We start from the raw sequence: 25,507 nt of genomic DNA, 5'->3' as shown, positions 1-25,507 counted from the left end.
AACCTTCGATGATGCGCGACTTCTCTATGCTGGTTTATCTGAGGATAAGTATCATGCTTGGTGTTTTGGGAAAACCGGGGGAGTGCTTATGAATTCTCTGGTCAGAGCTGGTTTGGGTTTCTGTCTGAGGTGGATTTGGGAGTCCTATCGCCTTCGTGTGAAATCGGGATGGCGGTGCAGTGCTGGTGCCTGGGTATGGTGCTTCGCAGTCGCGGGCTGGTGGGGTCGTGTGCCGGGAAAGTTGTTCAGCAGTCGGCCTTGTCTCCGCATGGCCCTTTGTCAGCCTGGTGTCGTGTGTCGTTAGTTCGCCGGTGTTTCCTTCCCCCGGATGCGGCGCCTCACTTTGTTCACCTTCATCACGGTGCGCCCGGTGCCGTTTCGCTCAGTTGCCTTGGTGCACCATCCGTCCCGGAGTCGCCTCCCAAGAGGCAGGTCATTTGTGAGTGTGACCGATTTTTCCGACGGCCTTGCGTGTTTAATCGAACAGGTGTACCATTAATGCATGGCTGGTGTGGACGTTCCCGACCTTCGGGTTGATGCCGCGGGTCCGGTGCACGGGCCTGCGGAGGATACCGGCCGGGGGTGGGAACGCCGCGTCGGCATGGCCCACGAGCTGGCGGGCCGGTTGGCTGCGGTTCATGCTGATCTGGTGGCTTTCACCACCGAGCTGATCGCCACGGACAGCTGGTGTGGAGACGGGATCCGCTCGGTTGAGCATTGGCTGCAGGTGTTTGCCGGGCTGTCTCCAGCAAACGCTGCCGCGGTAGTCAAGGTCGCCCGCCGCTCCGGTGAGCTGCCAGAGCTCGTCACCGCTGTGGACGCAGGCCGCCTGGGGCTGGACCAGGCGGCCGTGGTGGCGCAGCACGCACCAGCGGAGTACTCCGTCAGCATCGTCTCATTCGCTGAGAACGCCACCGTCACTCAGCTGCGCCGTACCCTCAGCCGCTACAGCTACCCCGACGCCGGGGAGCAACCGCGCGAGCCGCACGAACAAGCCAAAGCGGACGCGTCGCAGCTGTCCATGACCACCCGCGACGGCCGCTTTGAGCTACACCTGTCCACCACTGCCGTCGACGGTGCGTTGATAGAAACCGCTGTGCGGGAAGCCAAAGATGCCCTGTTCACCGCGGGTAACCAGGACGCCACGCTGGCCGATGGGCTCGTGGAGATGGCCAACCGTTCCCTTTGCGCCGTCACCTCCGGAAACCGGAAAGAGCACTACCGGGTGCTTCTCCACCTGGACACCGACGGCCAGGGCTGGGTCAGCAAGAAGGGCGCAATCCCGTTCCACCTGCTCCAAGAATTCACCTGCGATGGGACCCTCATACCGGTGTGGGAAACCGACGGGCTGCCGGTCAGCGTTGGCCGGGCGCAGCGGATCGTGCCGCTCAGAACCCGCCGCCTGGTCGAGGACCGGGACCGTGGCTGCCGCTATCCCGGCTGTCCCGTCACCGGATTCCTGGAAAACCACCACATCCAGCACTGGAGCAAAGGCGGGGCAACCAACCGTGACACCGTCGTTTCTCTCTGCCCCACGCATCACCGGCAACACCACCAGGGCCGGTTCCTGATCAACGGCAATCCGGACATCCCGGATGGCCTGGTCTTCACCAGCCAGTACGGGCAACGCATCGGCCCCAACGCCACAGCCACCGCCCAGGCCGCGGCGAAATCCCCGTCAGGCGGCTATTGCCCCCTCAGGCCGGCGCCATACCGCGGTCCCACCGGAGAACACCTCGACACCACCGCAGTCCGTTTCACCCCCAACCCCACACCCCGTGAATAAAGAGGCATCGGTGCGCCGTGACGAGAGCTCAGTGAATTATTTAGTTCGGCCTCGCGGTCTCCGGAGTAGGTTTAAAATCTGATCAGGAGAGCTGTGGCTACGCGGAAAGGTGAAGACTATGGGGTCAGAAGAGCTCGCCGAGCTAAAAGAGGAATATCTGCGAACTGTAAAAGATATCAAAGAGGCTTATTCATAGACTGTAGGCGAAGATGAGTCCTGTGACGGCTTGTATTGTGGTTTCGAAGGTGTTGTAGGGGCGGCGGTAATCGGTGTGTAGAACACGCCAGGTTTTGACGTTCGCGATGACACGTTCGATGAGGTAGCGGACGCGGTTGATGGTCGTGTTGTTTCTTTTGTCGCTGTCGGTGAGTTCACCATGGGCGGGTTTCTTCGCGGGGGTGATCGGCGGTGTCAAGTGGTGGAAGCAACGAGTAGTTTCTGGAAGGCTTCTCGTGGGGTGAGGTAGCCGAGGGTGGCTCGGGGGCGTTCGTTCAGTTCTTCGGCGATGGCTGTGAGATAGGGCTGGTGTTGGGGGATGGGAGTGCCTTTGGGTAGGTAGTCACGGATGAGTCGGTTGGTGTTCTCATTGCTGCCGCGTTCCCAGGGAGAGTGGGGATGGGCGAAGTACACCGGCATCTGGGTGGCCATGGTGAACGCGGCGTGCCGGGCCATCTCAGAGCCCTGATCCCAGGTCAGGGTGCCCTTCATCAATTCGGGCAGCCCAGTGATGTGGTCGATCAGGGCGTCACACACCCCGTCTGTGTTCTTGCCCTTCGGCAGGGCGAGGATCGTGACGAACCGGGTGGTTCGTTCGACGAGGGTGATCGCGGCTGTTCTGCCGTAGGCGCCGATGATCAAGTCTCCTTCCCAATGACCGGGAACCTTCCGTCCTGTAACCTCCTGAGGCCGCTGATCGATACTGACCATTCCCACAATCGGGGATTTCCGCTCACCCAAACGACGCCGGGACTGACGGCTAGTGCGTTTCGACCCGAGCATGACACCGTGCTCCCGCAGCGTCTTCTTCGGCATCGCATAAATCCAGGTGTAGATCGCTTCATGAGACACGCTCGCTCCTTGGGCCGTGGGGGAACCCTGACACGGTTCAAGCCTGTCACCCCCAGCCTCAGCACGTAATCTTCCCGCGATCTGACGTGGTGTACGAGACCTCCGAAGATCAGCAATCACCCGCTGCTTCAACACCAGATCAGCATCAATCTTGCGGAGCTTGGGCCGGGCACGCCGCCGCTGCGCAGCTACATCAGCAGCCACACACTTGTACCCCGTCTCACCCTGATTCCGGGCCACTTCCCGCGAAACCACCGACACATCCCTACCAATCCGCCGAGCAATCTCACGTAACCCACACCCCTCCGCCAAGCCCCTCGCGATCCCAGCCCGATCCGTCACCGTCAACAACCGCCGCACCAACAACCCCTCCTTAACAAACACTGTTGCTACGACCCTATGACACCACCATCATCCCCAATCCGATGTAGCCTTTGTCTCCAATATGACTTTGACTGTCGAGGGCTGCGAGGAAGCCGGATTCCTTGATGGCCTTTGCATCATGCACACTACCCGGCAGGGGCGGGGAGATCCAGGCGAGCTGTCCGGCCAGGGTGCAGGCCACTTGCAGGTTCACCCCCGTCGTGTGGTGCTTGCCTGAGTACAGCTCGGGACGGTCGTGCCACGACCAGCAGGACACCAGAGTACCGTCGATGATGTACTGACGGTCCGGGTCGAGGTCCCCCACACTGGGCACCCAGTTCTGGAGGGCTTCGGCGATCAGGGGAGTGTAGACCGCCACCACTCGTGAGATGGTGGCTTGGGAGACTGTGTGGATGTCGGCCAGCAACTCCTGGGTGAGATTGTGCCGCAATATCAACACAGTGACCTGGATACAGCGGAACAAGCCCAGGACACGGGACCCTGCCGGGGGAAGGTTTCCGGAACGGGATGTGTGGATCAGTTCGCACAGGTTGAGGATCTGGTCACGGTCAAGGCTTGTGGTAGTATTCACGGCGGCGGCTTGTCTTTCATCTGAGGGTTTTCTTTCTGCATTTTGAATTATCTCAGATCGGGCAAGCCGCCCTCACATCCCCCTCGGGTAAAGTGTTAGCTGGGGAAAGCCAAAACACCCCTATGAATAAGCCTCAAAGAATGGCTTATAGGTATTTTTCTTCTAGCTGCGATAACCATTGCCTCGCCGGGTGCGGAAGAGATTGTAAGCTTGAATCTCTACACAGCCCGAAATGCGCTGCTTAATTACTGGCCAGAGTATAAATCTTTCGAAAGCTATCCTTTTGCCGTAACAGGAGTAGTCCTTACGCTTTATATTGCGATAGTTTTCACGGGGTTGAAGGATGTGAAGATCTCGCGTTTGACGCGATATATTTTTGTTAAATGTGCGAGGTTGTCCGCATTTCTCGGGAGTTTCATATGTGCTTGGGTTGGTCTTCTGGGCATGATTTCTGAAGGTTTGAGATTAGGCTACTTTGCTATTCCCTTTGCCTGCTTCTTGCTTAATGTTATCTTTGGCGTGCTTCAGGATTCGGCTCTCTCGGCTGATGTGAAATTGGATCTCTACTTGGCGTTCGCTGCTGAGGCAAGACAGCACAGTATCCGCGGTGAGAAAGGTCGGGCCTGGGTTTCTTGTCTAGTGGTATTCTTGAATTCTGTTTTAATTTCTGGTGTCGCAGGGATTTTCTTAGGTGAATTTAATTTCTTCTTAGTTTTCGTTGTTGTTCTGCTGCTCTCATCGGTGGTTGCGTGGCTTGTCTTCCGATTCGGGTTGATTCGCTTGTATAGGTCGTTGGGGGAATCTGTTCTTGCTTTAGGAATGGTCTTGAATATTATTCTTTTGGTGGTCACGTCGACAATGAAGATTTCCTCGGAACTCAACCTTCGGAGTCTAGTTCCCATTGGCTGCGTTTCTATGCTTTTCCTGCTCACGTGTCTGGAGCGTAAACTCGGGCTTTTCATTTATTTTCAACGCCGTTATGTCTTGAGTGCTGGGGTTATGAATATCAAAAGTGCCAGAATAATAGAGAAGCGGCTACGGAGTATCGATAAATTAGATAATAAGGGGGTTATTCACGAGCGCCGTGAGAGAATGCAAAACCCCTTGTCAGAACCCAGTCGTCTAAGGTCGTGAATAACGCCCTAAAGCTCTTCGAGTTGCTACAGAGGGAGGTGAGCATGCTGGGGATTTAGGCCGGGAAGAAAGTTCTAAATTGAGTGATGTCGGTCCATGGAGAGGTTTTCTTATATCCTTACTGTCTTTGCTGTCAAGCGATCAGAAATGAATTTTCTATCGGCCGGAGGTCCCGTCTTGGGGATTTTGCTCTTGACTACGCTGTTGGAGCAGTGGGTGTGAGGTTATGTGCATTCCAGCTGTAGGGCCTCATCGCAGGCGGATGAAAGCCGGTCATCGTGGGTGGAGATGACGACGGTGGCGCCGCGGGCTTTCTCGGCCAGGAGGAGGTCTTGCACGATGCGCCGGTTGCCTGCGTCCAGTGAGGCGGTGGGTTCGTCGGCGAAGATGATCCGCGCCTGTTTGTGGATGGCGCGTGCGATGCTGACACGTTGACGTTCGCCCCCGCTGAGCTTGGCCACCTGCTCGTTCTCGCGGCCTTCCAACCCCACTGTGGCGAGTGCGTCGTGGACGGTGCTGTCCCAGGCCTTGGTTCTGCGGAAGATGGGTGAGGACTCCATGCACACGTTGAAACCGACGCTCTCATCGGGCACCAGGCCATAGTCCTGGAAGATGAAGGCCACGTTGTCGCGCCAGAACCGGCGTCGTCGTTCGCCCTTCAGTCGCGACATGGCGGTGCCGTCGATGAGGATCTCGCCTTTGGTGACCGGAAGCAGCAGCCCGAGACAGTTGAGGAGTGTGGTTTTGCCGGATCCGCTGGGTCCGATGAGTGCGAACGCTGAGCCGCTTGGAATCTCCAATGAGATCTTGTCCAGGATTGTTCGAGAGCCGATGCGCAGGTGGATGCTGCGTGCTGTGATCTGCATGGTTTTCTCCATCAAGTGGGCTCGATCAATGAGCTCGGTGGGTGACTCGCTGGATCATGGCGAGGGCAGCGCGTTGGTGGCAGAAGGCGGAATAGACCAGATAGCAGGCCACGCCCAGGAGCAGCACGGGCGACCATGCCACAGCGAGGGCCAGATAGACCGTGGAAACAAGCGCAAAGGTGACGGTGACGATCCCCACTTCGGCCACTATCCGATGCCGCAGCACACTCCACCAACTTCGTCCGTAGGTCAGCATTGGGTAGATGAATCTGGCGTTATTCGCGGCATACACCTGGGCGGACAGCCAGCCGCTGACGGCGATGGCGGCCAGCAGGACCGCGATACTGGCTCCCGTAGAGCCCGCCACCTGGTAGGCGAACTGCGCAGACAGCAGGGCGGAGTCTGTGACGCGGCTGCGATCCATCAGCAGCGACGTCACCGCCGTCTCCCGCGCCGCCTTGTCAATGACTGAGACGTCACCGAACATCAGGTAGCCACTGCTCAGACCGGCGTACAGGGCATCATCGTCAAGAGCGGCGCTGATGTGCTCTGAGACTAGGAGCAGCGGCTGTCTGGCCTGTAGGAAACCCAATCCGCTTCCGGTGGGCGCCACGATCCCGCCGTCGCCCACCACCCGGTACGCCTTCAGCCCATTGGCGGTGAGCGTTTTCTCCTTCTGCCTGACACCTGATCTCAGATCTCCAGCTTCCGTGTTTTCCAGGGCCGTCACCAGTCGTTCGGCGGTCTCCTCCGCCACAGGAGCCAGGGTGCCGTTGTCTTGGCTGAGGCCGAAGAGCTGCGCGTAGCGGGCGTTGATCACCGCGAGGCTGTCAAAACCCTCGGCGGCGAACTCTGGGGCAGGATCGTCACGGTTCACGATCTCGGCGTAGGCGACGGTACCGGTGGCGTCTGCCGCGGCAATGAAACGATCAAGGTCATCGATGCTGGAATCCAGTTTCTCAACCGTTGCTCCCCCGACCGCTTGGGAAACGTAGCCAGTCAGGGGAGTCACTCGTCCCTGGATATCAGCTTGATGTAGCGAGGAACCGATGTGCAGCAGCAGCGCAGGCAAGGCGGCAAGTCCCAAGGCCAGGGTCACGGCTTTGAGAAGCTGACTGGGGAACTCAAACCTAGCCTCCGGGGGCGTGCGCAAGGCCAGCGAGGCCACCGATGGCCTCGTCAGAACTGAGGCAACTACACCGAAAACCACCACTACGCCGCCCAACGCCACCAGGTAGCCGCCTACCACCCCAGCCATGGCCAGGCCATTCCCGATTCCCCTGGTGAGCGCGAAACCCGCGCCAACGGCGAGCATGCCCAGCGCCGCCACGGGAACGGCAATACGCAACCATCCCACCATGTCCTGGGCCTGGATGCGGAATGCCGAGGTTCCCGCCAGAAGCCGGACAGCACGTGACTCGGCACGGGCCGCATACCAGGCCAGCACCACGGTTATGCCCAGCACCACCAAAGCCACCAGCGGAATCCCTGCACCCCCATAGACCAGCCCGGATGCGAACAACGCCAGTGGGCCGCCTAGCCCCCAGCCGACAGTGGTCGCTTCCTGGTCTATAGCCCACCTGGTCAAAGCCGCAACTCCAGCGTCCGAGCCCTTGACGGCATATACGGCGGAAAGATTGGTGTCGCCCAATTCTGAGGCCGGATATAGTTTCCCATGCCGATACAAACTCAACCAGGAGATGTCAATAGGCTGGTCGGGTTGACTATCCCCCAAAGAATACAGATCCAGCCCGTGGAAAGGATCAGATTTTCCTGGGGTGCCTAGGTAGATCTCGATTCCCTGTTCCCTGCTGATGTGACGCATTCCATCAAGGATCTCGGCCCGTGACAGTGAAGAATCGCTGAAGAGAATCGTCCCAGAATACTGTGTTCCTAGGGGGTAGTCCTTCTCCAGAAAGGACAACTGAGTATAGGAAAGCATCGCGGTGATTATCACGGTCACCACAGCCGTCATGCGGATGATGGATTTCAGCATGAAGCTAGTTGAGGTGTAAGGCCATTAGCGGACTTGCCAGCGGGCGGTCTGCTCGAAGTCGGCGAGCATGGACGCGAAGATTCCGTTGCCGGAGGCTAGTTCGGCTGGTATGCCGTGTTCCGCGACCTGTGTCGGTACGCCGTTCTCGCGGCCGGAGAGCACGTAGATGTGGTCGGCCTGCATCACCGTCGACAAGCGGTGCGCGATGACGATGACCGTCCGGCCCCGCGACAACTCCGCCAGGGTCTGGGTGATCGCGGCCTCGTTCTCGGCGTCCAGGGCGGACGTGATCTCGTCCAGCAGCAGGATCGGGGCATCCTTGAGGAAGGCGCGGGCGATCGAGACGCGCTGCCGCTCACCGCCGGACAGCTTCTGGCCGCCTTCCCCGACCTGGGAGTTGATGCCCTCGGGCAGCCGGGCGATCGTCTGGTCGAGCCCCGCGCGGTGGAGGGCGTTGGTGACCTCGGCGTCGGTCGCTTTGGGCCGGGAGATCCGGACGTTCTCAGCGATGGTGGCGTCGAAGAGGTAGACGTCCTGGAAGACCATGGAGGTCATCTCCATGAGTTTGGCTGTCGGGATGTCCCGCACATCGACGCCGCCAATGGTGATCGACCCCTGGCCGACGTCCCAGAAGCGTGCGGCCAAGCGGGTCACCGTCGACTTGCCACTGCCCGACGGGCCGATCAACGCGGTGATCTCACCCTCGGCCGCGGTCAGCGACAGGCCGGAGAACACCGGCTGATCTGCGACATAACCGAACTGGACGTCGTCGAACCGGATCGTCGTCCCCTCTGGGACCTTCGGGTCGCTGGGTTCGGGCAGCGGGTCGGAGTCGACGATCGCGCCGATGGTATCCAGGCTGACGACCGACTTCTGGATCTCGGCGGCGTAGAACACCGACTGGGAGATCGGGGTGGTGAAGCGGGCCGCCATCAGGCCGATCGCCAGGTAGCCCGGGACGTCGAGTTGCCCGCCCATCGCCAGGGCCAGCCCCGTGCCGAGGACGGCGGCGAAGAACACCTGCCCCAGGATCCCGAAGGCCGAGGAGGGTCGCGACTGGGCCGCCATCAGGCCTTTCATCGTCTCGTATTCGCTGCGCAGCGCCTCATCCAGCGGCTCCCAGTCGGTGCCGGCCACGCCCTGAGCCCGCAGCACCGGCTGTAGCCGGGCCTGCTCGATGATGCGCGCCGCGGTCTCGGAACTGACCTTCGGGGCGAGCTCCTGCTCGCGGCGGATCACCGGGATCGCCCATCGCCACAGCACCCAGACGATAGGGGCGACGACGACCATCACCAGGCCCAGCCGCCAGTCGTAGACCAGCGTGACCACCGCGGCGGTGACCGGTGTGACCAGGGCGGAGATGAGCTGTGGGAAGACGATGGACGCCAGGTGCGACAGCGCGTCGGTCTCGTGGGTGACCGCAGCGGAGACCCGTCCCGTCGCGCCGGAGTCGAACCAGCCCAGCGGCAGGGCGGAGACTCGCTGGCCGATCTTGGCGATCACATTGCCGCAGACGTCGTAGGCGGAGATCCGGTTCGCAGCGATCATCGTCGCCGCCATCACGGCGAAGGACACCACCCCGAGGGCGATCAGCAGCCAGAAGGCCCCAGTGGCACTGCCTGGATCCTCCGACAGGAAACCGCGCAGGAACCAGATCAGGACACCGAAGGCCAGTCCCTGCAGCACTGCCGCGATGGTGTAGCCGGCGATCAGGGCGTAGACGCTCTGCGGCCGGTCGAGGTATTTCCGGAATCGCTCAAGCATCCTGGCCTCCTGCCACCTGGTGGCTTCCTGTGATGGTGTTCTGCTGGGCAGCCCAGAGACGAGCGTATTGCCCGCCCTGGGCGATCAGCTCGTCATGCGGACCGCACTCGGTGATCCGGCCCTCGTCGATGACCGCGATCTGGTCGGCGGACTGGATGGTCGACAACCGGTGGGCGATCATCACCACGGTGCGTCCCTCAGCCAGCCCCGAGATCGCCCGCTGGATCTCCAGCTCAGAGTGGGCGTCCGCCTGGGCGGTGGCCTCGTCGAGAATCAGGATCTGGGGAGCCGACAGGAAGGCCCGCGCGATGCTCAGCCGCTGCTCCTCACCCCCTGACAGGAAACCGTCGCCGGCCCCCAGCACCGTGTCGTAGCCGTGCGGCAGGGCCATGATCCGGTCGTGGATGTGTGCCTTCCGGGCCGCCTCGATGATCTCCTCGTGTGTGGCATCGGGTTTGCCGAGGGCGATGTTCCGGGCAATGGTGTCGGTTGCGATCATGGCGTCCTGGAACACCAGCGCCATAGACCCCATCAGCTGCTTGTCGGTCTGCTCCCGGATGTCGATGCCGCCGATCCGGATCACGCCGGATCCGACGTCCCAGAACCGGGCTATCAGCTTCGCGAGGGTGGATTTGCCGCCACCGGACGGACCGACCAGCGCGGTCACGGTGCCCGGCCGGCAGGTCAGCGTCACATCCTTGATGACCGGATTGTCCGGCTCGTAGCCGAAGGTGACGTCGTCGATCTCGATCAGCGAAGGGTCGGCGGTCAGGGACGCCGGGGCTGTGGGGACCGGGAGCTCTGGGGTCTTCAGGACCTCCAGGGTGGAGTTGGCAGCCTGCTTGGCAGCATAGATGTGCTGGAAGATCTGCACCAGGGCCGTCAGGCCCTCCGGGATCCCTACCCAGACCAGGGCGAAGGCCACCACCGTGATCGGGGTCACCCAGCCCAGCTGGACGAACCAGAAACCCAGCCCGATGGTCAGGGCCAGCGTCGCGGCAGGCTGCATGACGGCGCCCATGATCGCTACGCTGACCCCGGACTTGCGCATCCAGTTCATCGTGACGTCGGCACTCTTGCGGGCCGCGGCGTCGAACCGTCCGAAGACGTCCGCTGTCATGCCGAAGTTCTTGACCTCCTTGATGCCGTCGACCATCTCGACCGTCACCGTGGACAGTTCCTGCTGGGCGGCGGAGTATTCGTCGAAGGTCTGCCTCATCCCCATCATGCCGGGCAGCATCGACAGTCCCATCACCAGCAGCCAGGTCAGGATCAGCAGGCCTGCGAAACGGGCGTCCAGCCACAGCAGGTAGCCGAAGCCGACGACGATGGTGCCGGCCGAGTTCATCATGTCACCGGCGAGATGGGCCACCAGGGTGTGGATTTGCTCGGTGTCGCTGATGACGGCGCGGTTGATCTGCCCCGAGGAACGGTCGTTGAACCACCCCAGCGGTAGGCGCGGCAGCTTGTTTACCAGCTTGAGCCGCAGCTCGTTGCGCAGGTTCGCCTCAGCCAGGTGGGTCGCGCCCAGGGCACCGGTGTAGGCGACCCCATGGATGACCATGGCCACTACCGCCGCTGTGAACCAGCCCCATTGATGGGCGGCGGACGCCCCGGTCAGGAAACCGCGGCCGATCTCGACGAGTGCGATATAAGGGACGACCTTCAGTCCTGCCCCGACAAAGGCGACCGCACCACCCACGATCATCGCGGTGTGGGCGGATCTGATCAGCTCCCAGACACTGGCCGGGTTCTTCTGCTGGGTGGTGGCCATGATCCCTCCTGGCGGGTGGTAGCGATCTCAGGATATCCGGCAAGTGATGACGGTCTTAGACTGTCCCGGCCCGCGAGAAACGACAACAAGACGCTGCTGTGAGAGGCAATGCCTATGGGGTTCATAGTCGTTCACTACTGCTGGCTCGCCATCCACAGGCGGTGATAGACCGGACTGGAATCTAGGAGCTCTTCATGGGTGCCCATTGCCTCGACACCGTGATGTGCCAGCACCACGATGCGATCAGCCGAGCAGATGGTGTTCAGGCGGTGGGCCACCACGATGACGGTGCGACCGGTCACCAGTGAGCTGAGTGCCTGCTGAATGCGGATCTCGGTCTCGGGATCCACGGAAGCGACGGCCTCGTCCAAGAGCAGGATGGGGGCGTTCTTCAGAAGGGCTCGCGCGATGGAAATCCTCTGACGCTGTCCTCCCGACAGGTTGGTGCCGCCTTCTGTCAGCCTGGTGTCCAGACCGTCAGGGAACTGGCTGACGAAATCCCAGGCCTGGGCGGCCTGGAGCGCCTACTCTAGTCTCGCATCCGGCATGTCATTTCCGAGGCACAGGTTCTCCCGGATCGTTCCTGGGAACAGGTAGACATCCTGGTAGACGGCCGTCACCTGCGAGGCGAGACCCACTGATGTCAGGTCCCGGACATCGGCGTCGCCAATCCGGACAGAGCCGGAGCCAACATCCCAGAAACGTGCAACCAAGTTCGCGATAGTCGACTTCCCAGCTCCTGAAGGCCCGATGAGGGCTGTTATCTCTCCCGTCCGGGCCATGAGCGTGGCATCACGCAGAACTTCCTGGTTGTCGAGATAGGCGAAACTGACGTGGTTGAAAGTGACGGTGGCTTCCCCTGGCGGTGTCTCCAAGTTCCCCTCCGACAGCAGTTCGATGTCCCAGATCTGCGAAATACGGTTGACGATATGGCCCTGCAGGTGGCGATAGGTCGAAAGATCCATGAGCTCTTGGTACGGCCGGTACAGATTGAGTGAGATGACCAAGCCGAGCAGTGCGACCATATTGGACATGTCGCCATTCACTGATCCATAGCAGACCACCATAACCAGCGCCGCAAATCCAAGCTCCAGCACCACAGAGGCGAGAGAGTGAAGTGGGCTGGTTTGAATAGCCATAGCCACACTGGCACGTCGGAGAGCCTCCACTGAATCCCGGTATTTCTTGGCCTGGGGCGCATCCGGATTGGCTCTCAAGACAGCCGTTCCCTGGACTAGCTCGAGCAATTCACTACTGGCATTGCTGCGTGCCTGGGTGACCTCTCCCAGAATACGATTCTGGGTCCGGTCGGATAGCCACAGCAGTAAGAAGAACACCGGCAGGCCCGCCAGGGCGGCCAAGGCCAACCGCCAGTCGAGTATCAGCAGGATGGTCATGGCAAGCAGAGGCTGCAGCAGGCTGACGATCACCTTGGCCGGGAGGTTCACGAAATCGATCAAGGGCAGGTCGGCGACCAAGAGAGTCGCAGTCTGTCCGACGTCGAGCCGGTCGTATTTTCCCAATGGGATTCGCCGGAGATGGGTGAGGATGGATTGGCGCAGATGGGTGATGACGTTGTTTGTGGTTGGCCACCACACGGTTGCGAGGCCGACGCCAACCAGCCACCGTACGATGAAGATCGCGAGCAGGATCAGCCCGTAGCGCCACCACATGTCGGCTCCGACCTGACCAGACAGGACTTCCAGCAGGGCGAAGAGAGTCACCACTAAGGGCGAACTCGTCAGCATGCCGTCAGCTATGATCCACACCAACCCCTTTCGCCACAACGAGCTGCGCTGCTCACCGAGCAGATGGAGCCACTGCCGGATTGGTTTCATGTTCTTCAAACCCACCACTCTGGTGTTTTCCCAGGTTGTGGTGGTGTCGTCGCCAGGTTTTAACGCGCCAGCTGATGCTTTTGCCTCTTGGGTTTCTCCGGCGCCTGGCTCTTGCGCGGATTTGGTGATCCTCCAGCCACGTGCCTGCTGGAAAGAGGCCCAGAGCTGGGCATAGTCCGGGCAATGCTGGAGTAATTCCTCATGCGTGCCGGTGGCCGTGATCCGGCCTTCTGCCAGGAAAGCGATCTGGTCGTAGTCGGTGACCGTGCCTAGGCGATGAGCGACTGTGATCATGGTTGTCCTGCTCCTGAGCTCCGCCAGCGCCTTCGTCACTGCGGCCTCGCTCTCCGGGTCAAGAAAAGCGGTCGCCTCGTCCAACAGGATGACTGAGGCGCCCTTCAGGATTGCCCGGGCTATGGAGATGCGTTGCCGTTGCCCACCGGAGAGCCGTCCCCCTCCAGCAGGCAGCACGGTGCGCCAGCCATTGTCCAGCTCGCCGACGAACTCACCCACCCGAGCCTGTTCGGCAGCCGAGGTGATCTCCTCGTCGGTTGCCTCCGGGCGGGCCATTCTGATGTTCTCCCAGAGCGTTCCGGCGAAGATATATTCATCCTGCTGGACATACGCGACTCGTTGCATCAATGCGACGGGGTCCATGTCGCGCAGATCCACCCCGCCCAACCGCAGCGAGCCGCTATTGACGTCATAGAAGCGTGCCAGCAGGCCGAGCAGCGTGGACTTTCCACCTCCAGAAGGCCCAACCAGAGCCAGCGAGGTGCCCTCGGGGATGTTCAGGTTGATCTCATGCAGCACCGTCGGCCCATCCTCGTAGGCGAAACTCACGTCATGGATGTCGATGCTGAAATCCTCAGGGACCTCAGGATGCTCCGGACTCGGCAGATCTGGTTCATCCAGGATTTCGGAGATGTTCTTCAAGCCTGCCTCGATCTGGTATTGCAGTACCGCCATGCTGATCATCAGGGACATCAGAGGCTGGGCGAAGCCGGTTCCCACAAGGAGGAAAAAGATGAGTGCGGAGGGAGTCAGGTAGCCAGCATGAACACACCACAATCCTGTGGGCAGCACAAACAGCACCGCGCTTGTGGTGAGAACGGTTGAGGCGACGGCCTGCCACTTGCCCCGCTGCATCTTGGTGTTCTCAATCTGCTCGCTCGCTGCGATAGCGTCGTCTGTGGCTGCGAAGCTGGTTTTGCCCGGTAGGAAACCACGGATCACCTTCATGCCGCGCAGGAACGAGATGACCGCCGTATTGAGGTGCTCCTTGATCCCCGACTCGCTCTCGGCGACGCCAGCTGAACGAGCGACCCCCCAGGCCACGAGCACGACTGAGAGCAAGACTACGGCGAGAGCCGCCGATGCGACCGGCCAGCTGATCACGAACATCACGATCAGACTGGCGAGGGGGACGGCGATGGCCGCCGCGATATCGGGAATGGCGTGGGACAAACCGAGTTCCAGCTGCTCGACGTCGTCCTGCAACACTTTCCTGAGGTGACCGGAGCTGCGCACCTGGACGCGCCCGAGAGGCATCCGGGACAGACGCTCGGCCAAGGCCAGACGCAGGTCGGCGAGGATCCGATAGGCGGCGGTGTGTGAGACGGCATTGGCGAATGCCTTGCACAGGATTTCCGCGATGACCGCGGCCCCTGCCCACAGACCGAGGCTCAGCAGGCGGTCCCGGTCGACCTGTTCGGAGAGGAACAACTCGTTGGCCACGAAATAGACCACGACGTAGGGGATCAACCCGGCCAGTGCTCCGGCGATTGCTAGGGCTGCGCTGAGGACCAGGCTCGCCTGGCGGCGCAGGATGATCGCCTTGACACTGTTCGAGGACGAGCGAGGTGACGGTGCTCCGGTCGAGTCCGGGGTGCGCTGATCTGATGCTGCACGCATAGGGAGTTCCCAAATACATTAGGTTAGGCTTGCTTAAATCCTATGGCGCGTGGTGAGCTGCTGTCACCCCTTGAGCTCGCCCAGGCTGCCGGTCTCGGGAGCGATGCGGGAGCTGACTCAGTCCGGTGCACCCGCCAGGATGGCGCGGCTGGCGGACAGGCCCAGCCGGGTGGCGCCGGCTGCCACCATGGCCTGGGCGGTGGCCCAGTCGCGGATGCCACCGGAGGCCTTGACGCCCAGGCGGCCGCCGACGGTGGCTGCCATCAACTCGACGGCGTGCACCGTCGCTCCTCCCGCTGGATGGAAGCCCGTGGAGGTCTTCACGAAGTCCGCGCCCGCCTCCTCCGCGGCCTGGCAGGCGGCGACGATTTCCTCGTCCGTCAGGGCCGCTGACTCGATGATGACCTTCAACAGCCCGGATGTGGCCGCGCGGACCGCCGCTATCTCACCGGCCACCAAGTGTGGCTCACCGGCTTTCAGGTAGCCGGTGTTGATCACCATGTCGACCTCATCGGCTCCTAGCCGCGACGATTCCGCCGCCTCGGCTGCCTTGGTCGTGGGGGTGTGATTGCCGGACGGGAATCCGCACACCGTCGCCACCTTCAGCGGCCCCAGGTCATCGGTCAGCGGCAGCATCGACGGTGAGACGCACACTGAGAAGGTCCCCAGCTCCCGCGCCTCGGCGACGAGTGCGGAGACCTGCGCCGGGGTGGCGTCGGTTGTCAGTAGGGTGTGGTCGATTATGCGCGCGAGCATCTCGCGGGAGGCATCCATGTGGTCAGGGTAGTGGTATGTTTCCCGCGCTCCCGGCAGGCTTGCGGAAGGAAGGGCATGCTTCAGTTGTTGCGTTTCGCATGGATCGAGCTGACCTGTTGCGCCTTCGCCATCGTCATCTTCGCGGGGCTGGGTGTTTCGGGCCTGGTCTGGAACGCCTGGGATATTCCCGTCGCCCGGTATGACGTGCTTCTTGGCTATGTGCTCGTTGTGCAGGTCCTGTTCGTTGCTGCTGGGCTGGAGACCTGGCGGGAACTCCTGGTGATCTGCGCCTTCCACCTGATCGGCCTGGCGCTGGAGGTGTTCAAGGTCAGCGCCGGCTCCTGGTCCTATCCCGAGCCTGGGCTTCTGCGGATCGCAGGGGTCCCGGTCTTCTCCGGTTTCATGTACGCGGCGGTGGGGTCCTACATCTGCCAGGCCTTCCGGCGCCTCGACCTCAGGGTGACCAAGTACCGCTGGCTGCCCGTCACCCTCTTCGGGGCGGCTGCCTACCTGAACTTCTACACCCACCACTTCATCGGCGACCTGCGCTGGTGGATCGCAGCTGGGATGATCCTGACGACATGGGGCACGTGGGTGTATTTCACCGTCGGCCCGAAGCGGTACCGGATGCCCCTTGCCCTGTCCTTCCTGCTGATCGGCGGGGCGCTGTGGGTGGCCGAGAATGCCGCGACGTTCCTGGGAGCCTGGAAATACCCCGACCAGCTCGCTGCCTGGCAGCTGGTGCACGTCGGCAAACTGGGGTCATGGGCCCTGCTGGTCGTGCTGAGCTTCGTGCTGGTCACCGGCGTCAAGGCCTACGAGGGGACGCTGTACGGCGATCGTCCCTCACGCATCGAGACCACCCCGAACCCCGGGGATCGCTGTCCAGAATTCAATCGTCCTGACGAGGCTGTCTGAAACCCCAGTGCCGGCTGGCATAGGTCACCAGGGGCAGGATGATCGCGCAGATGATTGCGGACTGCAGGTTGCTGCTGCCTAGCTGCGCCACAACCATCGAGAGCGAGATCAGGATGCTGACGATGAGAATGAAGGTCTCGGATGGCTGCCGTCTGCCCAGCTGATAGGCCTTGTAGGCGGCTGTTCCCGCCATGATCGCGACGAACAGGGAGGCAAGAATCAGGCTGCGTCCCAGATCCAGCCAGCCGACCAGCAGCAGAGTCCCAGTCGTGATCGCCGTCAGCACAACCCCCACCGCGACCGTCTCCAGGAAGTCGCGGTTCTGTGGCGTGATCGACGGCATCAGTCCATTCCTCTCCTCCTCGAGGTTCCAGCTGCTGTGCCCCGTACGTTACCGTGCGGGATGAGTTCTGCCATGGCCGATCAGTTAACGGTTAGTTAGATGTCGCGGTTTATGGCTCTGCTCGTCGCCGTATCGCGATAAAGTCGATAAATCTGTGCGTCGCGCTGCGGGAGGTTAGACGGCCAGGGGGAGCCAGATGGTGAAGCAGGTGCGGCCTGGGTGGGAGTCGACCTCTACCTGGCCTCCGAAGCTGGCGACCACCGCCTGGACGATGGACAGGCCCAGCCCGGTTGACTTCGCCTCGCTGTGGCTGCGGGCGGCGTCAGCGCGGGTGAAGCGCTCGAAGACCCGGGGGAGCACGTCGGGCGCAATCCCGGGGCCGTCGTCGACGACCATCAGGCACGCACGACCGTCCCGGATGCCGGCGATGGTGGTGACGGTGGTCCCCGCCGGGGTGTGGTTGCGGGCGTTGGTCAGCAGGTTGACGATCACCTGGTGCAGCCGGTCGGCGTTGGCCTGTACTTCGAAGCCCTCCTCCGGCAGTTTCAGCCGCCAGTTGTGGTCGGGGCCGGCGGCTTGTGCGTCGCTGACGGCGTTGAGCACCACCTCGACGATGTCCACGGGCTGCATCTCGACGGGGGCGTCGGCGTCGAGCCGGGCCAGTAGGAGCAGGTCCTCGACGAGCTTGGTCATGCGCCTCGACTCCGAGTCGATCCGTCCAAGTGCGAAGGCCGAGTCTTTGCCCTGTCTGCGGGCCGCCAGCTCTGAGTAGCCGCGGATCGCGGCCAGCGGATTGCGCAGCTCATGGGAGGCGTCGGCGACGAACCTGCGCAGCTTGGTCTCGGAGGCCTGCCGGGCGGCGAGGGCTCCCTGCACGTTGCCCAGCATCCGGTTGAAGGCGGTGGTCAGCTGCGCCACCTCATGATCGGGGTGCATTCTCGGGTCGGGGACGGCAGCCGGGACGCTGACCTCGCCATGGTCCAGGTCTAGCTGCGAGATTGTCGAGGCCGTCGCCGACAGGGACCTCAGGGGTTTCGTCGCGGCGTTGGCGACGGCCCGGGTCGCGAGGGCCGCCGCCACCACCGCCACCACTCCCAGCCCGGTGGCCAGCAGTGTCAGCCGCACGATGGCGGTGTTGAGGCTCTCGAGCGGCAGGGCGATGACCACCAGGTCGCCGGTGACATAGGAGTGCGCGATGGCCCGGTACTGTCCCCAGCCCGGGAGGTCGACGTTGTGCTTCTGCCCGTCGGCCTCAACTCTGGACAAGGCTTTCTTGACCTCGACCTGCCGGGAAACCCCGTCGTCGTATGTGCCGTTGCCGACCTCGGAGGCCTGGTCCACCCCGTTGGCGAATCGTATGAAGATGATGGTGCCAGGTGGTATGCCGGGAGCGGTGATGCCCTTGGGGCGACCGTCCTGCTCGCCGGGGGCGAAGTGCAACTGCAGCTTCTTGGCGTTGTCGATCTGCGTGTCGAGCTGCGAGTACATGATGGCGCTGGCCGCGACGATGGTGCCCACCGAGATCAGCAGCGCCAGGACCGCCACCACGGCCGTGACGCGGTGGCGCAGCTGCGCGGAGAGAGTGGTGGGGCGCATCACGCGCTCGCGGGCCGCAGCACGTAGCCGGCGCCGCGCATGGTGTGGATCATCGGCGCTCGGCCGGCGTCGATCTTCTTGCGCAGATAGGAGATGTAGAGTTCCACGACGTTCGCCTGGCCGCCGAAGTCGTAGTTCCACACCCGGTCCAGGATCTGGGCCTTGCTGAGCACTCGTTTGGGGTTGCGCATCAGGTAACGCAGCAGCTCGAACTCGGTTGCCGTGAGGTTGATGCTCTGGCCTGCGCGAGTGACCTCGTGGGAATCCTCGTCGAGGATCAGGTCCCCGACCACGAGCTGTGTGTCGGGCTGCACCGTCGTGGCCCCGGAACGTCGCAGCAGGCCGCGGAGCCGGGCGATGACCTCCTCTAAGGAGAACGGTTTGGTGACATAGTCGTCGCCTCCTGCCGTCAGGCCCGTGATGCGGTCGGAGACGCCGTCCTTCGCGGTCAGGAAGATCACCGGCACGTCGGGCTGCTCGGTGCGGATGCGGCGCATCACCTCCAGGCCGTCGAAGTCCGGCAGCATCATGTCGAGCACAATGGCGTCGGGCTTGATGGCGCGTGCTGCCCGGACCGCGTCATTTCCGGTGGCGGCGGTGGTTACCTCCCAGCCCTCGTAACGCATGGCCATGGCCAGCAGCTCGGTCAGGCTGGGTTCATCATCGACGGTTAGCACCTTCAGGGCGGTGCCGTCAGGGCGGGTCAGGGGAGCAGGCTGTGCAGGAGGCATGCGTCTACTGTGACAGCCGGGAACGGGGTTTGGCTATGAGAAACCTGTGGGCTTCCTGTGTGGGATGTGCGACGCCTGGCTGGGTGTGCTGGCACCGGTGTGTCAGGGACTGACCCGCAGCGCTCGTCGTGCGCACATCGGAGCCGCGGATTTTGGGGGCGGTGCTGGATGAAGGTCTCTGGACGAAAGTTATCTACCGGGGGCGCTGGCTGTCAGGTGCACGACAGTCGGCGCCAGGATCCCCGGATTCCATAGCACCTGATGTGCCTTCTGCGTAACGTAACGCTCGGTTACCGCGTATGCGTGACCAAAGTTCAGTGTAAAGCTCTAATGAAGGAGTTAAACATGCTTGCTTCCAAGAAATTCCTTGAGGCCGGTGATTTCCTGCAGGAACTGTCGGCACAGGAAATCGATGCCAAAGCCCCGGAGACCGGCGGTGGCTGCTGGAGTGTCCCACATCCCAGCAGCTGTGGCTATGTCTGCACCGTCTCCTGGGAATGCAGCAAGAATTGGTGCCAGCCCTGCCCGCCGCCCCACCACCATCACCACAAGGGCTGCTGACAAATAGCCAGTGACAATGGTTGGGGTCGCGTGAGGAGCGCGGCCCCAACCAGTAGGCCAGGGATTTTCTAGCCATTTTCAGGAATTTCCTGGATGAGGCGGGGAAGCGCCACGGATGCCCACCGCCCGACCCATTTACATCAGAAGACCATCACACTAGAAGATCTGCCCTCCATGCTTACCAGTGATACGGCTTTCCTGTTTCCTGAACTCGGCCAGGCCGAGATAGACGATCTGCTGTATACGGTGTCCGGGATCTCCGTATCAGATATCGCGCCCGTGACGGACAATACCCAGGGGCTTGCCGAACTGGCCGGCATCGAGCCGGGCGACGGCAGTGAGTCGTCGCCGCCGACGGAGTTCGGGGCGGCCGTGGTGCGTGACCTAGATGATGTGGCAGAGGAGCTGCTGCGCTATCCCAGCGTTGCCGGCCATGCCGCGGCGATCGCGGACGGCCATATCCAGGGCATCGCCAATGGCGTGGCTGAGATGTCGGCCCGGGTCCTGGTCTCGGCGATGACCATCCTCCAAGACGCTGATCGGCTGCCGGATAGCCCCGGCTCCTTCGCGCGGCTCTGCCGGCGGACGGATTTCCGGGACGCGCTGCTGCGGGCCTTCCCGAGGCTTGGTGAAACCCTTCACACCTTCTGTGCACAGCGGCGGCGTCACCTGCTGACCCTGATCGCACGCACCGACGAGGCCCTGCAAGATGGGCGTCTGACGTCCCTGGCCGGACAGCAGAGGGACATCGTCCAGATTCTCACCGGTCTGGGGGATGGCCATCGCGGCGGCCAGAGCGTCTCACGCCTGGTGTTCGCGGACGGGAGATCTGTGATCTACAAGCCACGGGACCTGAGGGCGGATCGTGGGCTGGGGGAGCTGTGCGACCGGTTCAACGAGGCGGCCGGCACCCGGTTCGGCAGGCTGCGCATGGTTCTCGGTGATGACTGGGGCTGGCAGGAGCTGGCCGATGAGAAGCGGCTTCCGCCCGGTGTCGATTACTTTGACGGCTGTGGTGAGCTGCTGGCGCTGCTGCAGCTGGTGGGTGCCAGCGACATGCACCATGAGAACCTGAGGCATCATGCCGGGCTGCCGGTCGTGATCGACGCGGAGACGCTGTTCAGCGTCAACCAGATGAAGACGCCGCCGACGCCGATAAAACTGGCCTTGGTCTCCTCGGTCATCAACAGCGGCCTGCTCCCCAGCCGGATGGACACCGAATACGACGATCACCTCTCCGTGGATGTGGGTTTCCTCGGCTATGTCGAGGATCAGTCCCCGATGGCTCCCACGATGACTCTTGAGCGTTCCTCATCGGGCGGGGTCAGCCTCCAGATGCAGGCTCCCGAGGTCAGCGGCGAGGTGGCCACCCGCAAGGTCATCATCTCCGTCGACGAACTGAACGCCCTGTGCGCGGGATATAGGCGCACGATGGAATGGGTGATGGCGCACCGGGAGCGTGTGTCCTGCTGGCTGAAGGAATGCTTCTCCGGGGTTTTCACGCGCACCCTGATCGACAACACCCGGACCTATGGCAGGCTTCTCGACCTTGGCGCCCATCCCCTGGTGCAGCAGTCCAGCGATGTGGCCCATTTGTTCTATCACCGCACTGGCATCGGCAAGCTCTCCCGGTTCCCCGCCGCCGTGATCCGCGCAGAGGTCGAGGACCTGATGCACGGCGATATCCCGTATTTCACGCTCAACACCGAGGACACTGCGGTCTTCGGCTCGACTGGCGACCGGCTCGCCGATGTCCTCGGCCGCACGCCGTTGTCCAATGCGCAGTATCTGCTGGAGAAATTCTCGCGCAACGATCTTCTGCTGAACGAGCGCCTGATAAGAGCCTCCTTCATCGACAATTTAGATGTTGAGGAGAAGGCCCCGGAATACCAGCGGATGCGTGCTGCCGCGCGCTCTGGCGATGCGGAACCGGGGAAGTTGATCCGCGCCATTGCCGACGAGCTGGCGCGATTCGCCCTCAGGGGCGACGGCGGGGCTCCCGGATGGCTGGGGGCGGCGATCCAGGACGCCGCGAAGAAGCATCCCTGGCGCGTCCAGGAGCTGGGCGACGACATGTACGCCGGGGCCTCTGGCATTGCCCTGTTCCTGGCCGCAGCCGGTGTTCATCTCGGCGACCCGGAGCTGTGTGAGCTGGCCGGCAGCTATTTCGTGGCGCGCTGTGATGCGTTGCGGGAGAATGCCGACGTCCGCAGCCGGCAAGCCAGCGGTGGGATGGCAGGCGGTTTCCCAGGCGTCGCGTGGTCCGCCGTCGCGGGCGGCATCATCACGGGAAACCTGGACTGGATCCGCTCCGGCCTCGGGTTGTGGTCCTGCGTGGCCGACGAGATCGAGGCCTTCGAGGAGTGCGACTTCATGATGGGCATCTTCGGGATAGTCGCCGCGGCACACCACCTGGACCGCGTCCCCGAGGTGCACGCCCTGGACCAGGACGGGATCCTGTCCCGGGTGATCGATCGCGGACTGCCGCAGGCGCTGTTCCGCGATCCCTATCTGGGCGACGAGTTCCTGGGAACCCGGTACAGCGGCATGGCCCACGGCACCAGCGGCCGGATCGCGGCCCTGGCTGCCTGCCGGGACCGGCATCCCGACATCCCCGCGGCCCTGGGCGAGATGATCGCCCGCCACGACCGCTGGTTCGGTGCCCCCGACAGGCTGTTCCTGATGGATGCCGAGACCGAGGGGTCCCGGGGCAAAGGGTGGTGCCACGGCGCTCCGGGAATCCTCCTGGCGGCTGGGATCCGGGAAACCATCGGTACGCCGCTGCCCGCCGGCACCCGGCAGCGCCTCCTGGACGAGTGCCTCAACAGCGGTTTCGGGCTGAACTTCACCCTGTGCCATGGGGACCTGGGCAATCTGATGCTGCTGGCCGAGGCCGTCCCTGCGAGGCGTGACTGGGTGAGGCGTCGCCTCGCTGATGCGCTCCCCGGCATCGCGCACGGCCTGGCCTCCCGGGACAGCAAGACCTTCCTCAACGACGGGCTGATGATCGGCCTGTCCGGCATAGGCTACGGGCTGTTGTGCCTGACCAGCGGCCTGACACTGTGGTCGCCGCTGACCTTCGGTCCCTACCGGGTTGGGGCTTGACGGTGGGATTGCGACGTCCGCGCCTGATACGCCAGCTCCAGCAGACCGAGTGCGCCCTGTGCTGCTGCGCAATGCTGCTGCGCCAGCACAATCGCTCCGCCTCAATCGACGACCTCAGGCAGCGGTATATCGTCGGCCGGGACGGGCTGAACATGGCCAACATCGTCCGCATCCTCACTGAGGAGGGCGGGGTGCCACACGTGTACCGCACGACGGCCTCGGGTGTGGCGCTCCTGACCTCACCCGCCATCTGCTACTGGACCGATCACCACTACGTCGTGACGGAGCGGTTCCACGGCAGGAAGGTGACCATCCTCGATCCGGGCGGCGGGCGGCGGGTGCTCACCACGGAGGAATTCGAGCGCGACTTCCGCGGCATCGCGATCACCCTGGGCCAGGAGAGCGACGTCCGGTCCGGCCAGCTGCCGAGCCAGTGGAGCCTGCTGGGTGTCTACGCCAGGCGGCACAGGACCCTGATTGGCCTGGTCCTGCTGGCCTCCCTGGTCATGGCGGGTGTGTCACTGGCGCTGCCCGAGATCCTGCGGCTGGTCCTTCCCGACCCCGGCCAGCACCGCGACGCGGCGATGCTCCTGGTGCTGTTCGGCCTGGGGCTGGGATACGCCCTGGCGGTGTTCTTCAGAGGCCTCGCCGGCGTCATGGCTTCTCTCGCCGTGGGACGCTCCCTGTCCCGTGACCTGTTCTCCCGGCTCATGAGGCTGCCGTATCAGTTCTCCGCCCTGCGTGGTCCCGGGGATCTGCTGTTCACACTGTCGGCAGTCCAGGAGCTGAGATCGCTGATCACGACGGACCTCGTGCAGACCCTGGTCAGCGCGGTGCTGGTGGTGGCGGTGCTCGTCTGGATCACCTGGGTCTCGCCGCTGGGCGTCGCCGTCGCCCTGGCCCTGGTCCTCCTAGTAGTGCTGATATCGGTGTTCTCGGCGCGGGCAATCACGTCCGTGGCCCTTGAAGAGACACAGAACCGGGTTGAACTGGAACGCACCCAGGTCGCCTCGATCACCGCCCTGGAGATGATCAAAACCAACGCGCTCGAGGAGCACTACATCGAACGCTGGAATCGTGACAACGACGCGCTGCTGAAGCAGTTCGGCAGGCTACAGACCCTCCAGACCGGGTTCTCGTCGGTGACCATGGCCCTCCAGTTCATCGGGCCCTTGCTGATCCTGCTGGTCCTGGTACTAACCCGAGCGGACATGCCGATGGCCCTCGTCGTCTCGGTGCAGACCCTCTCCGGCGTCCTGCTGGGGCAGGTGGCCAGCATGGCGGGGTCCTACACCAAGCTGTCCGAGGGTGCGGCGCTGCTGGAGCGGGTGGCCGACGTGCTGCTGCGTGAGACCCCGCAGGGTTTCCGGGGAGTACACAACTGGCCCATGACGGGGGATCTCTCGGTGCGGGGCCTCTCCTTCGCCTACGGCAGCTTTGCGGCCCCCGTCCTGCAGGATGTGAGCTTCGACGCGCCGGCTGGATCCAAGATCGCGATAGTGGGTCCGTCCGGCTGCGGGAAGACCACCCTGGGCCGGCTGCTGGTGGGGCTCTACACGACTGATCAGGGGCAGATCACCATCGACGGGGTCGACATGTACGACTTCGACCGCGAGAGATTCCATGCGCAAGTGGCCTATGTGCCGCAGAACGTAACCCTCAACAGCGGCACCGTCTCCAGCAACATCTCCTGGGGTATGGGGAAGGTCAGCCAGGCTGAGATTGAGAGGGCCGCTAGGGACGTCGGGCTGCATGACGAGATCGCGGAACTACCCCTGGGCTATGACACGCCCATAGCCCAGCTGGGGGACAACTTCTCTGGAGGCCAGAAGCAGCGCATCGTGCTGGCGCGTGCGGCGCTGAAGGCAGCCAAGCTGGTGGTGCTCGATGAGGCGACCAGCTCCCTCGATAACCGGTCTGAGGATGTCGTCTCCAGGTTCTTCGGGGACCTTTCCTGCACCCGGATAGTCATCGCCCACCGCCTGTCCACGGTGGTGGACTCCGACTGCATCCTGGTGATGGAGGCCGGGCGCATCGTGGAGTCGGGGACCCATCGTGAGCTGATGCGCATCGGTGGGCGCTACGCCGACCTGTACTCGCGTGAGCCTGATCAGCAAGGGGATGCCGGGGAGATCGAGTCCAAGGTGATCGGCGTGCTGCCCAGGCGCGCATTGACCGTCGAGCACACGACGACCGCCTCCTCGCGTGAGCGCACCCCGAGGCGCGCATACAGGTCGCGCAACCTACGGTACATAGAGCGTTCCGAGATGAAGTACTTCTGAGCCAACTCGAGCGTCGACGCTCCCCGGGCCAGCTCGGACATCAGCTGGTGGTCAGCCTCACTAAGGGTCTCCAGGACGTTGGCCTGCTGCCTCTCCGCGCTGATCTCGGCCCATTGGGAG

The 25,507-nt window shown here is 62.8% G+C and carries 17 protein-coding genes and 2 pseudogenes; 6 read left to right on the top strand and 13 right to left on the bottom strand.

What is annotated here, in order from left to right; translation table 11 throughout:
• Positions 1-502 precede the first annotated feature (502 nt).
• Positions 503-1,786: an HNH endonuclease signature motif containing protein gene (locus tag SK1NUM_RS13230; protein WP_212322936.1), complete on the top strand. Its 1,284-nt coding sequence runs from the start codon at positions 503-505 to the stop codon at positions 1,784-1,786.
• Positions 1,787-1,976: 190 nt separating this feature from the next.
• Here SK1NUM_RS13230 and SK1NUM_RS13225 read toward each other — a convergent pair whose 3' ends face one another.
• The 3 genes from SK1NUM_RS13225 to SK1NUM_RS13215 are packed head-to-tail and all read right to left on the bottom strand — an operon-like array spanning position 1,977 to position 3,809.
• On the bottom strand, positions 1,977-2,201 hold the full coding sequence (locus SK1NUM_RS13225; protein ID WP_223927612.1) for a transposase family protein: 225 nt from the start codon (positions 2,199-2,201) through the stop codon (positions 1,977-1,979).
• The gene (locus SK1NUM_RS13220) at positions 2,198-3,205 is read right to left on the bottom strand and encodes an IS30 family transposase (protein ID WP_455550327.1); all 1,008 of its coding nucleotides are present in this window, start codon (positions 3,203-3,205) and stop codon (positions 2,198-2,200) included. Before SK1NUM_RS13220 ends, SK1NUM_RS13225 begins: the two co-directional genes overlap by 4 nt.
• 46 nt (positions 3,206-3,251) lie before the next feature.
• Entirely contained in the window at positions 3,252-3,809 is a 558-nt protein-coding gene (locus SK1NUM_RS13215) for a transposase family protein (RefSeq protein WP_223927610.1), read from the bottom strand.
• A 210-nt stretch (positions 3,810-4,019) separates the two neighbouring features.
• On the opposite strand from SK1NUM_RS13215, the gene SK1NUM_RS13210 reads away from it, so the two are divergent.
• Positions 4,020-4,943 carry a hypothetical protein gene (locus tag SK1NUM_RS13210; protein WP_212322931.1) on the top strand — a complete coding sequence of 308 codons (924 nt, stop codon included), beginning with the start codon at positions 4,020-4,022 and terminating at the stop codon, positions 4,941-4,943.
• A gap of 224 nt (positions 4,944-5,167) precedes the next feature.
• Here SK1NUM_RS13210 and SK1NUM_RS13205 read toward each other — a convergent pair whose 3' ends face one another.
• The 6 genes and pseudogenes from SK1NUM_RS13205 to deoC all read right to left on the bottom strand — a co-directional run bounded on the left by SK1NUM_RS13205 (position 5,168) and on the right by deoC (position 15,869).
• Positions 5,168-5,809, bottom strand: a complete 642-nt coding sequence (locus tag SK1NUM_RS13205; RefSeq protein WP_212322929.1) for an ABC transporter ATP-binding protein — start codon at positions 5,807-5,809, stop codon at positions 5,168-5,170.
• A 25-nt stretch (positions 5,810-5,834) separates the two neighbouring features.
• Positions 5,835-7,805: a hypothetical protein gene (locus tag SK1NUM_RS13200; RefSeq protein ID WP_212322927.1), complete on the bottom strand. Its 1,971-nt coding sequence runs from the start codon at positions 7,803-7,805 to the stop codon at positions 5,835-5,837.
• Positions 7,806-7,829: 24 nt separating this feature from the next.
• A complete protein-coding gene (locus SK1NUM_RS13195) occupies positions 7,830-9,569 on the bottom strand; it encodes an ABC transporter ATP-binding protein (protein WP_212322925.1) in 1,740 nt (579 codons plus the stop codon).
• The gene (locus SK1NUM_RS13190; RefSeq protein ID WP_223927608.1) at positions 9,562-11,343 is read right to left on the bottom strand and encodes an ABC transporter ATP-binding protein; all 1,782 of its coding nucleotides are present in this window, start codon (positions 11,341-11,343) and stop codon (positions 9,562-9,564) included. Before SK1NUM_RS13190 ends, SK1NUM_RS13195 begins: the two co-directional genes overlap by 8 nt.
• A gap of 134 nt (positions 11,344-11,477) precedes the next feature.
• A pseudogene (locus SK1NUM_RS13185) lies at positions 11,478-15,095 on the bottom strand (ABC transporter ATP-binding protein).
• A 117-nt stretch (positions 15,096-15,212) separates the two neighbouring features.
• On the bottom strand, positions 15,213-15,869 hold the full coding sequence (deoC, locus tag SK1NUM_RS13180) for a deoxyribose-phosphate aldolase (protein ID WP_212322921.1): 657 nt from the start codon (positions 15,867-15,869) through the stop codon (positions 15,213-15,215).
• Between the two features lie 57 nt (positions 15,870-15,926).
• Here deoC and SK1NUM_RS13175 point away from each other — a divergent pair, with 57 nt between their 5' ends.
• Positions 15,927-16,769, top strand: a complete 843-nt coding sequence (locus SK1NUM_RS13175) for a DUF817 domain-containing protein (RefSeq protein ID WP_212322918.1) — start codon at positions 15,927-15,929, stop codon at positions 16,767-16,769.
• On the opposite strand, the gene SK1NUM_RS13170 is transcribed toward SK1NUM_RS13175, so the two are convergent.
• The 3 genes from SK1NUM_RS13170 to SK1NUM_RS13160 all read right to left on the bottom strand — a co-directional run bounded on the left by SK1NUM_RS13170 (position 16,744) and on the right by SK1NUM_RS13160 (position 19,439).
• Positions 16,744-17,112 (bottom strand): hypothetical protein, encoded by a 369-nt coding sequence (locus SK1NUM_RS13170; RefSeq protein WP_212322915.1) that lies wholly within the window; start codon positions 17,110-17,112, stop codon positions 16,744-16,746. The two genes, SK1NUM_RS13175 and SK1NUM_RS13170, sit on opposite strands and share 26 nt — an antisense overlap.
• Before the next feature lie 174 nt (positions 17,113-17,286).
• Positions 17,287-18,708 carry a HAMP domain-containing sensor histidine kinase gene (locus SK1NUM_RS13165; RefSeq protein ID WP_212322912.1) on the bottom strand — a complete coding sequence of 474 codons (1,422 nt, stop codon included), beginning with the start codon at positions 18,706-18,708 and terminating at the stop codon, positions 17,287-17,289.
• A complete protein-coding gene (locus tag SK1NUM_RS13160) occupies positions 18,708-19,439 on the bottom strand; it encodes a response regulator transcription factor (protein ID WP_212322909.1) in 732 nt (243 codons plus the stop codon). Before SK1NUM_RS13160 ends, SK1NUM_RS13165 begins: the two co-directional genes overlap by 1 nt.
• Positions 19,440-19,784: 345 nt before the next feature.
• Between SK1NUM_RS13160 and SK1NUM_RS13155 the strand changes: the two genes are divergently transcribed.
• The 3 genes and pseudogenes from SK1NUM_RS13155 to SK1NUM_RS13145 form a co-directional block, all read left to right on the top strand.
• Positions 19,785-20,000: a hypothetical protein gene (locus SK1NUM_RS13155; RefSeq protein ID WP_212322906.1), complete on the top strand. Its 216-nt coding sequence runs from the start codon at positions 19,785-19,787 to the stop codon at positions 19,998-20,000.
• A 174-nt stretch (positions 20,001-20,174) separates the two neighbouring features.
• Complete coding sequence (gene lanM / locus SK1NUM_RS13150; protein WP_212322903.1) at positions 20,175-23,105, top strand: type 2 lanthipeptide synthetase LanM; 2,931 nt, start codon at positions 20,175-20,177, stop codon at positions 23,103-23,105.
• A pseudogene (locus SK1NUM_RS13145) lies at positions 23,039-24,994 on the top strand (peptidase domain-containing ABC transporter); the annotation flags it as partial. The gene lanM and the pseudogene SK1NUM_RS13145, both read left to right, overlap by 67 nt.
• Before the next feature lie 221 nt (positions 24,995-25,215).
• Here the strand turns inward: SK1NUM_RS13145 and SK1NUM_RS15505 are convergent.
• Positions 25,216-25,428, bottom strand: a complete 213-nt coding sequence (locus SK1NUM_RS15505; protein WP_396020941.1) for a LuxR C-terminal-related transcriptional regulator — start codon at positions 25,426-25,428, stop codon at positions 25,216-25,218.
• Positions 25,429-25,507 lie beyond the last annotated feature (79 nt).

This window comes from Arachnia rubra (genome assembly GCF_019973735.1).
GTDB classification, from domain to species: Bacteria; Actinomycetota; Actinomycetes; order Propionibacteriales; family Propionibacteriaceae; genus Arachnia; species Arachnia rubra.
The sequence above is the reverse complement of the archived record's forward strand: the minus strand, read 5'-3'. Positions and strand labels throughout refer to the sequence as shown.

Coding starts and splice junctions, on each gene's coding strand:
- SK1NUM_RS13230 (WP_212322936.1), top strand. CDS start 503: ATGGCTGGTGTGGACGTTCCCGACCTTCGGGTTGATGCCGCGGGTCCG.
- SK1NUM_RS13205 (WP_212322929.1), bottom strand. CDS start 5,809: ATGCAGATCACAGCACGCAGCATCCACCTGCGCATCGGCTCTCGAACA.
- SK1NUM_RS13200 (WP_212322927.1), bottom strand. CDS start 7,805: ATGCTGAAATCCATCATCCGCATGACGGCTGTGGTGACCGTGATAATC.
- SK1NUM_RS13195 (WP_212322925.1), bottom strand. CDS start 9,569: ATGCTTGAGCGATTCCGGAAATACCTCGACCGGCCGCAGAGCGTCTAC.
- SK1NUM_RS13190 (WP_223927608.1), bottom strand. CDS start 11,343: ATGGCCACCACCCAGCAGAAGAACCCGGCCAGTGTCTGGGAGCTGATC.
- deoC (WP_212322921.1), bottom strand. CDS start 15,869: ATGGATGCCTCCCGCGAGATGCTCGCGCGCATAATCGACCACACCCTA.
- SK1NUM_RS13175 (WP_212322918.1), top strand. CDS start 15,927: ATGCTTCAGTTGTTGCGTTTCGCATGGATCGAGCTGACCTGTTGCGCC.
- SK1NUM_RS13170 (WP_212322915.1), bottom strand. CDS start 17,112: ATGCCGTCGATCACGCCACAGAACCGCGACTTCCTGGAGACGGTCGCG.
- SK1NUM_RS13165 (WP_212322912.1), bottom strand. CDS start 18,708: ATGCGCCCCACCACTCTCTCCGCGCAGCTGCGCCACCGCGTCACGGCC.
- SK1NUM_RS13160 (WP_212322909.1), bottom strand. CDS start 19,439: ATGCCTCCTGCACAGCCTGCTCCCCTGACCCGCCCTGACGGCACCGCC.
- SK1NUM_RS13155 (WP_212322906.1), top strand. CDS start 19,785: ATGCTTGCTTCCAAGAAATTCCTTGAGGCCGGTGATTTCCTGCAGGAA.
- lanM (WP_212322903.1), top strand. CDS start 20,175: ATGCTTACCAGTGATACGGCTTTCCTGTTTCCTGAACTCGGCCAGGCC.
- SK1NUM_RS15505 (WP_396020941.1), bottom strand. CDS start 25,428: ATGTCCGAGCTGGCCCGGGGAGCGTCGACGCTCGAGTTGGCTCAGAAG.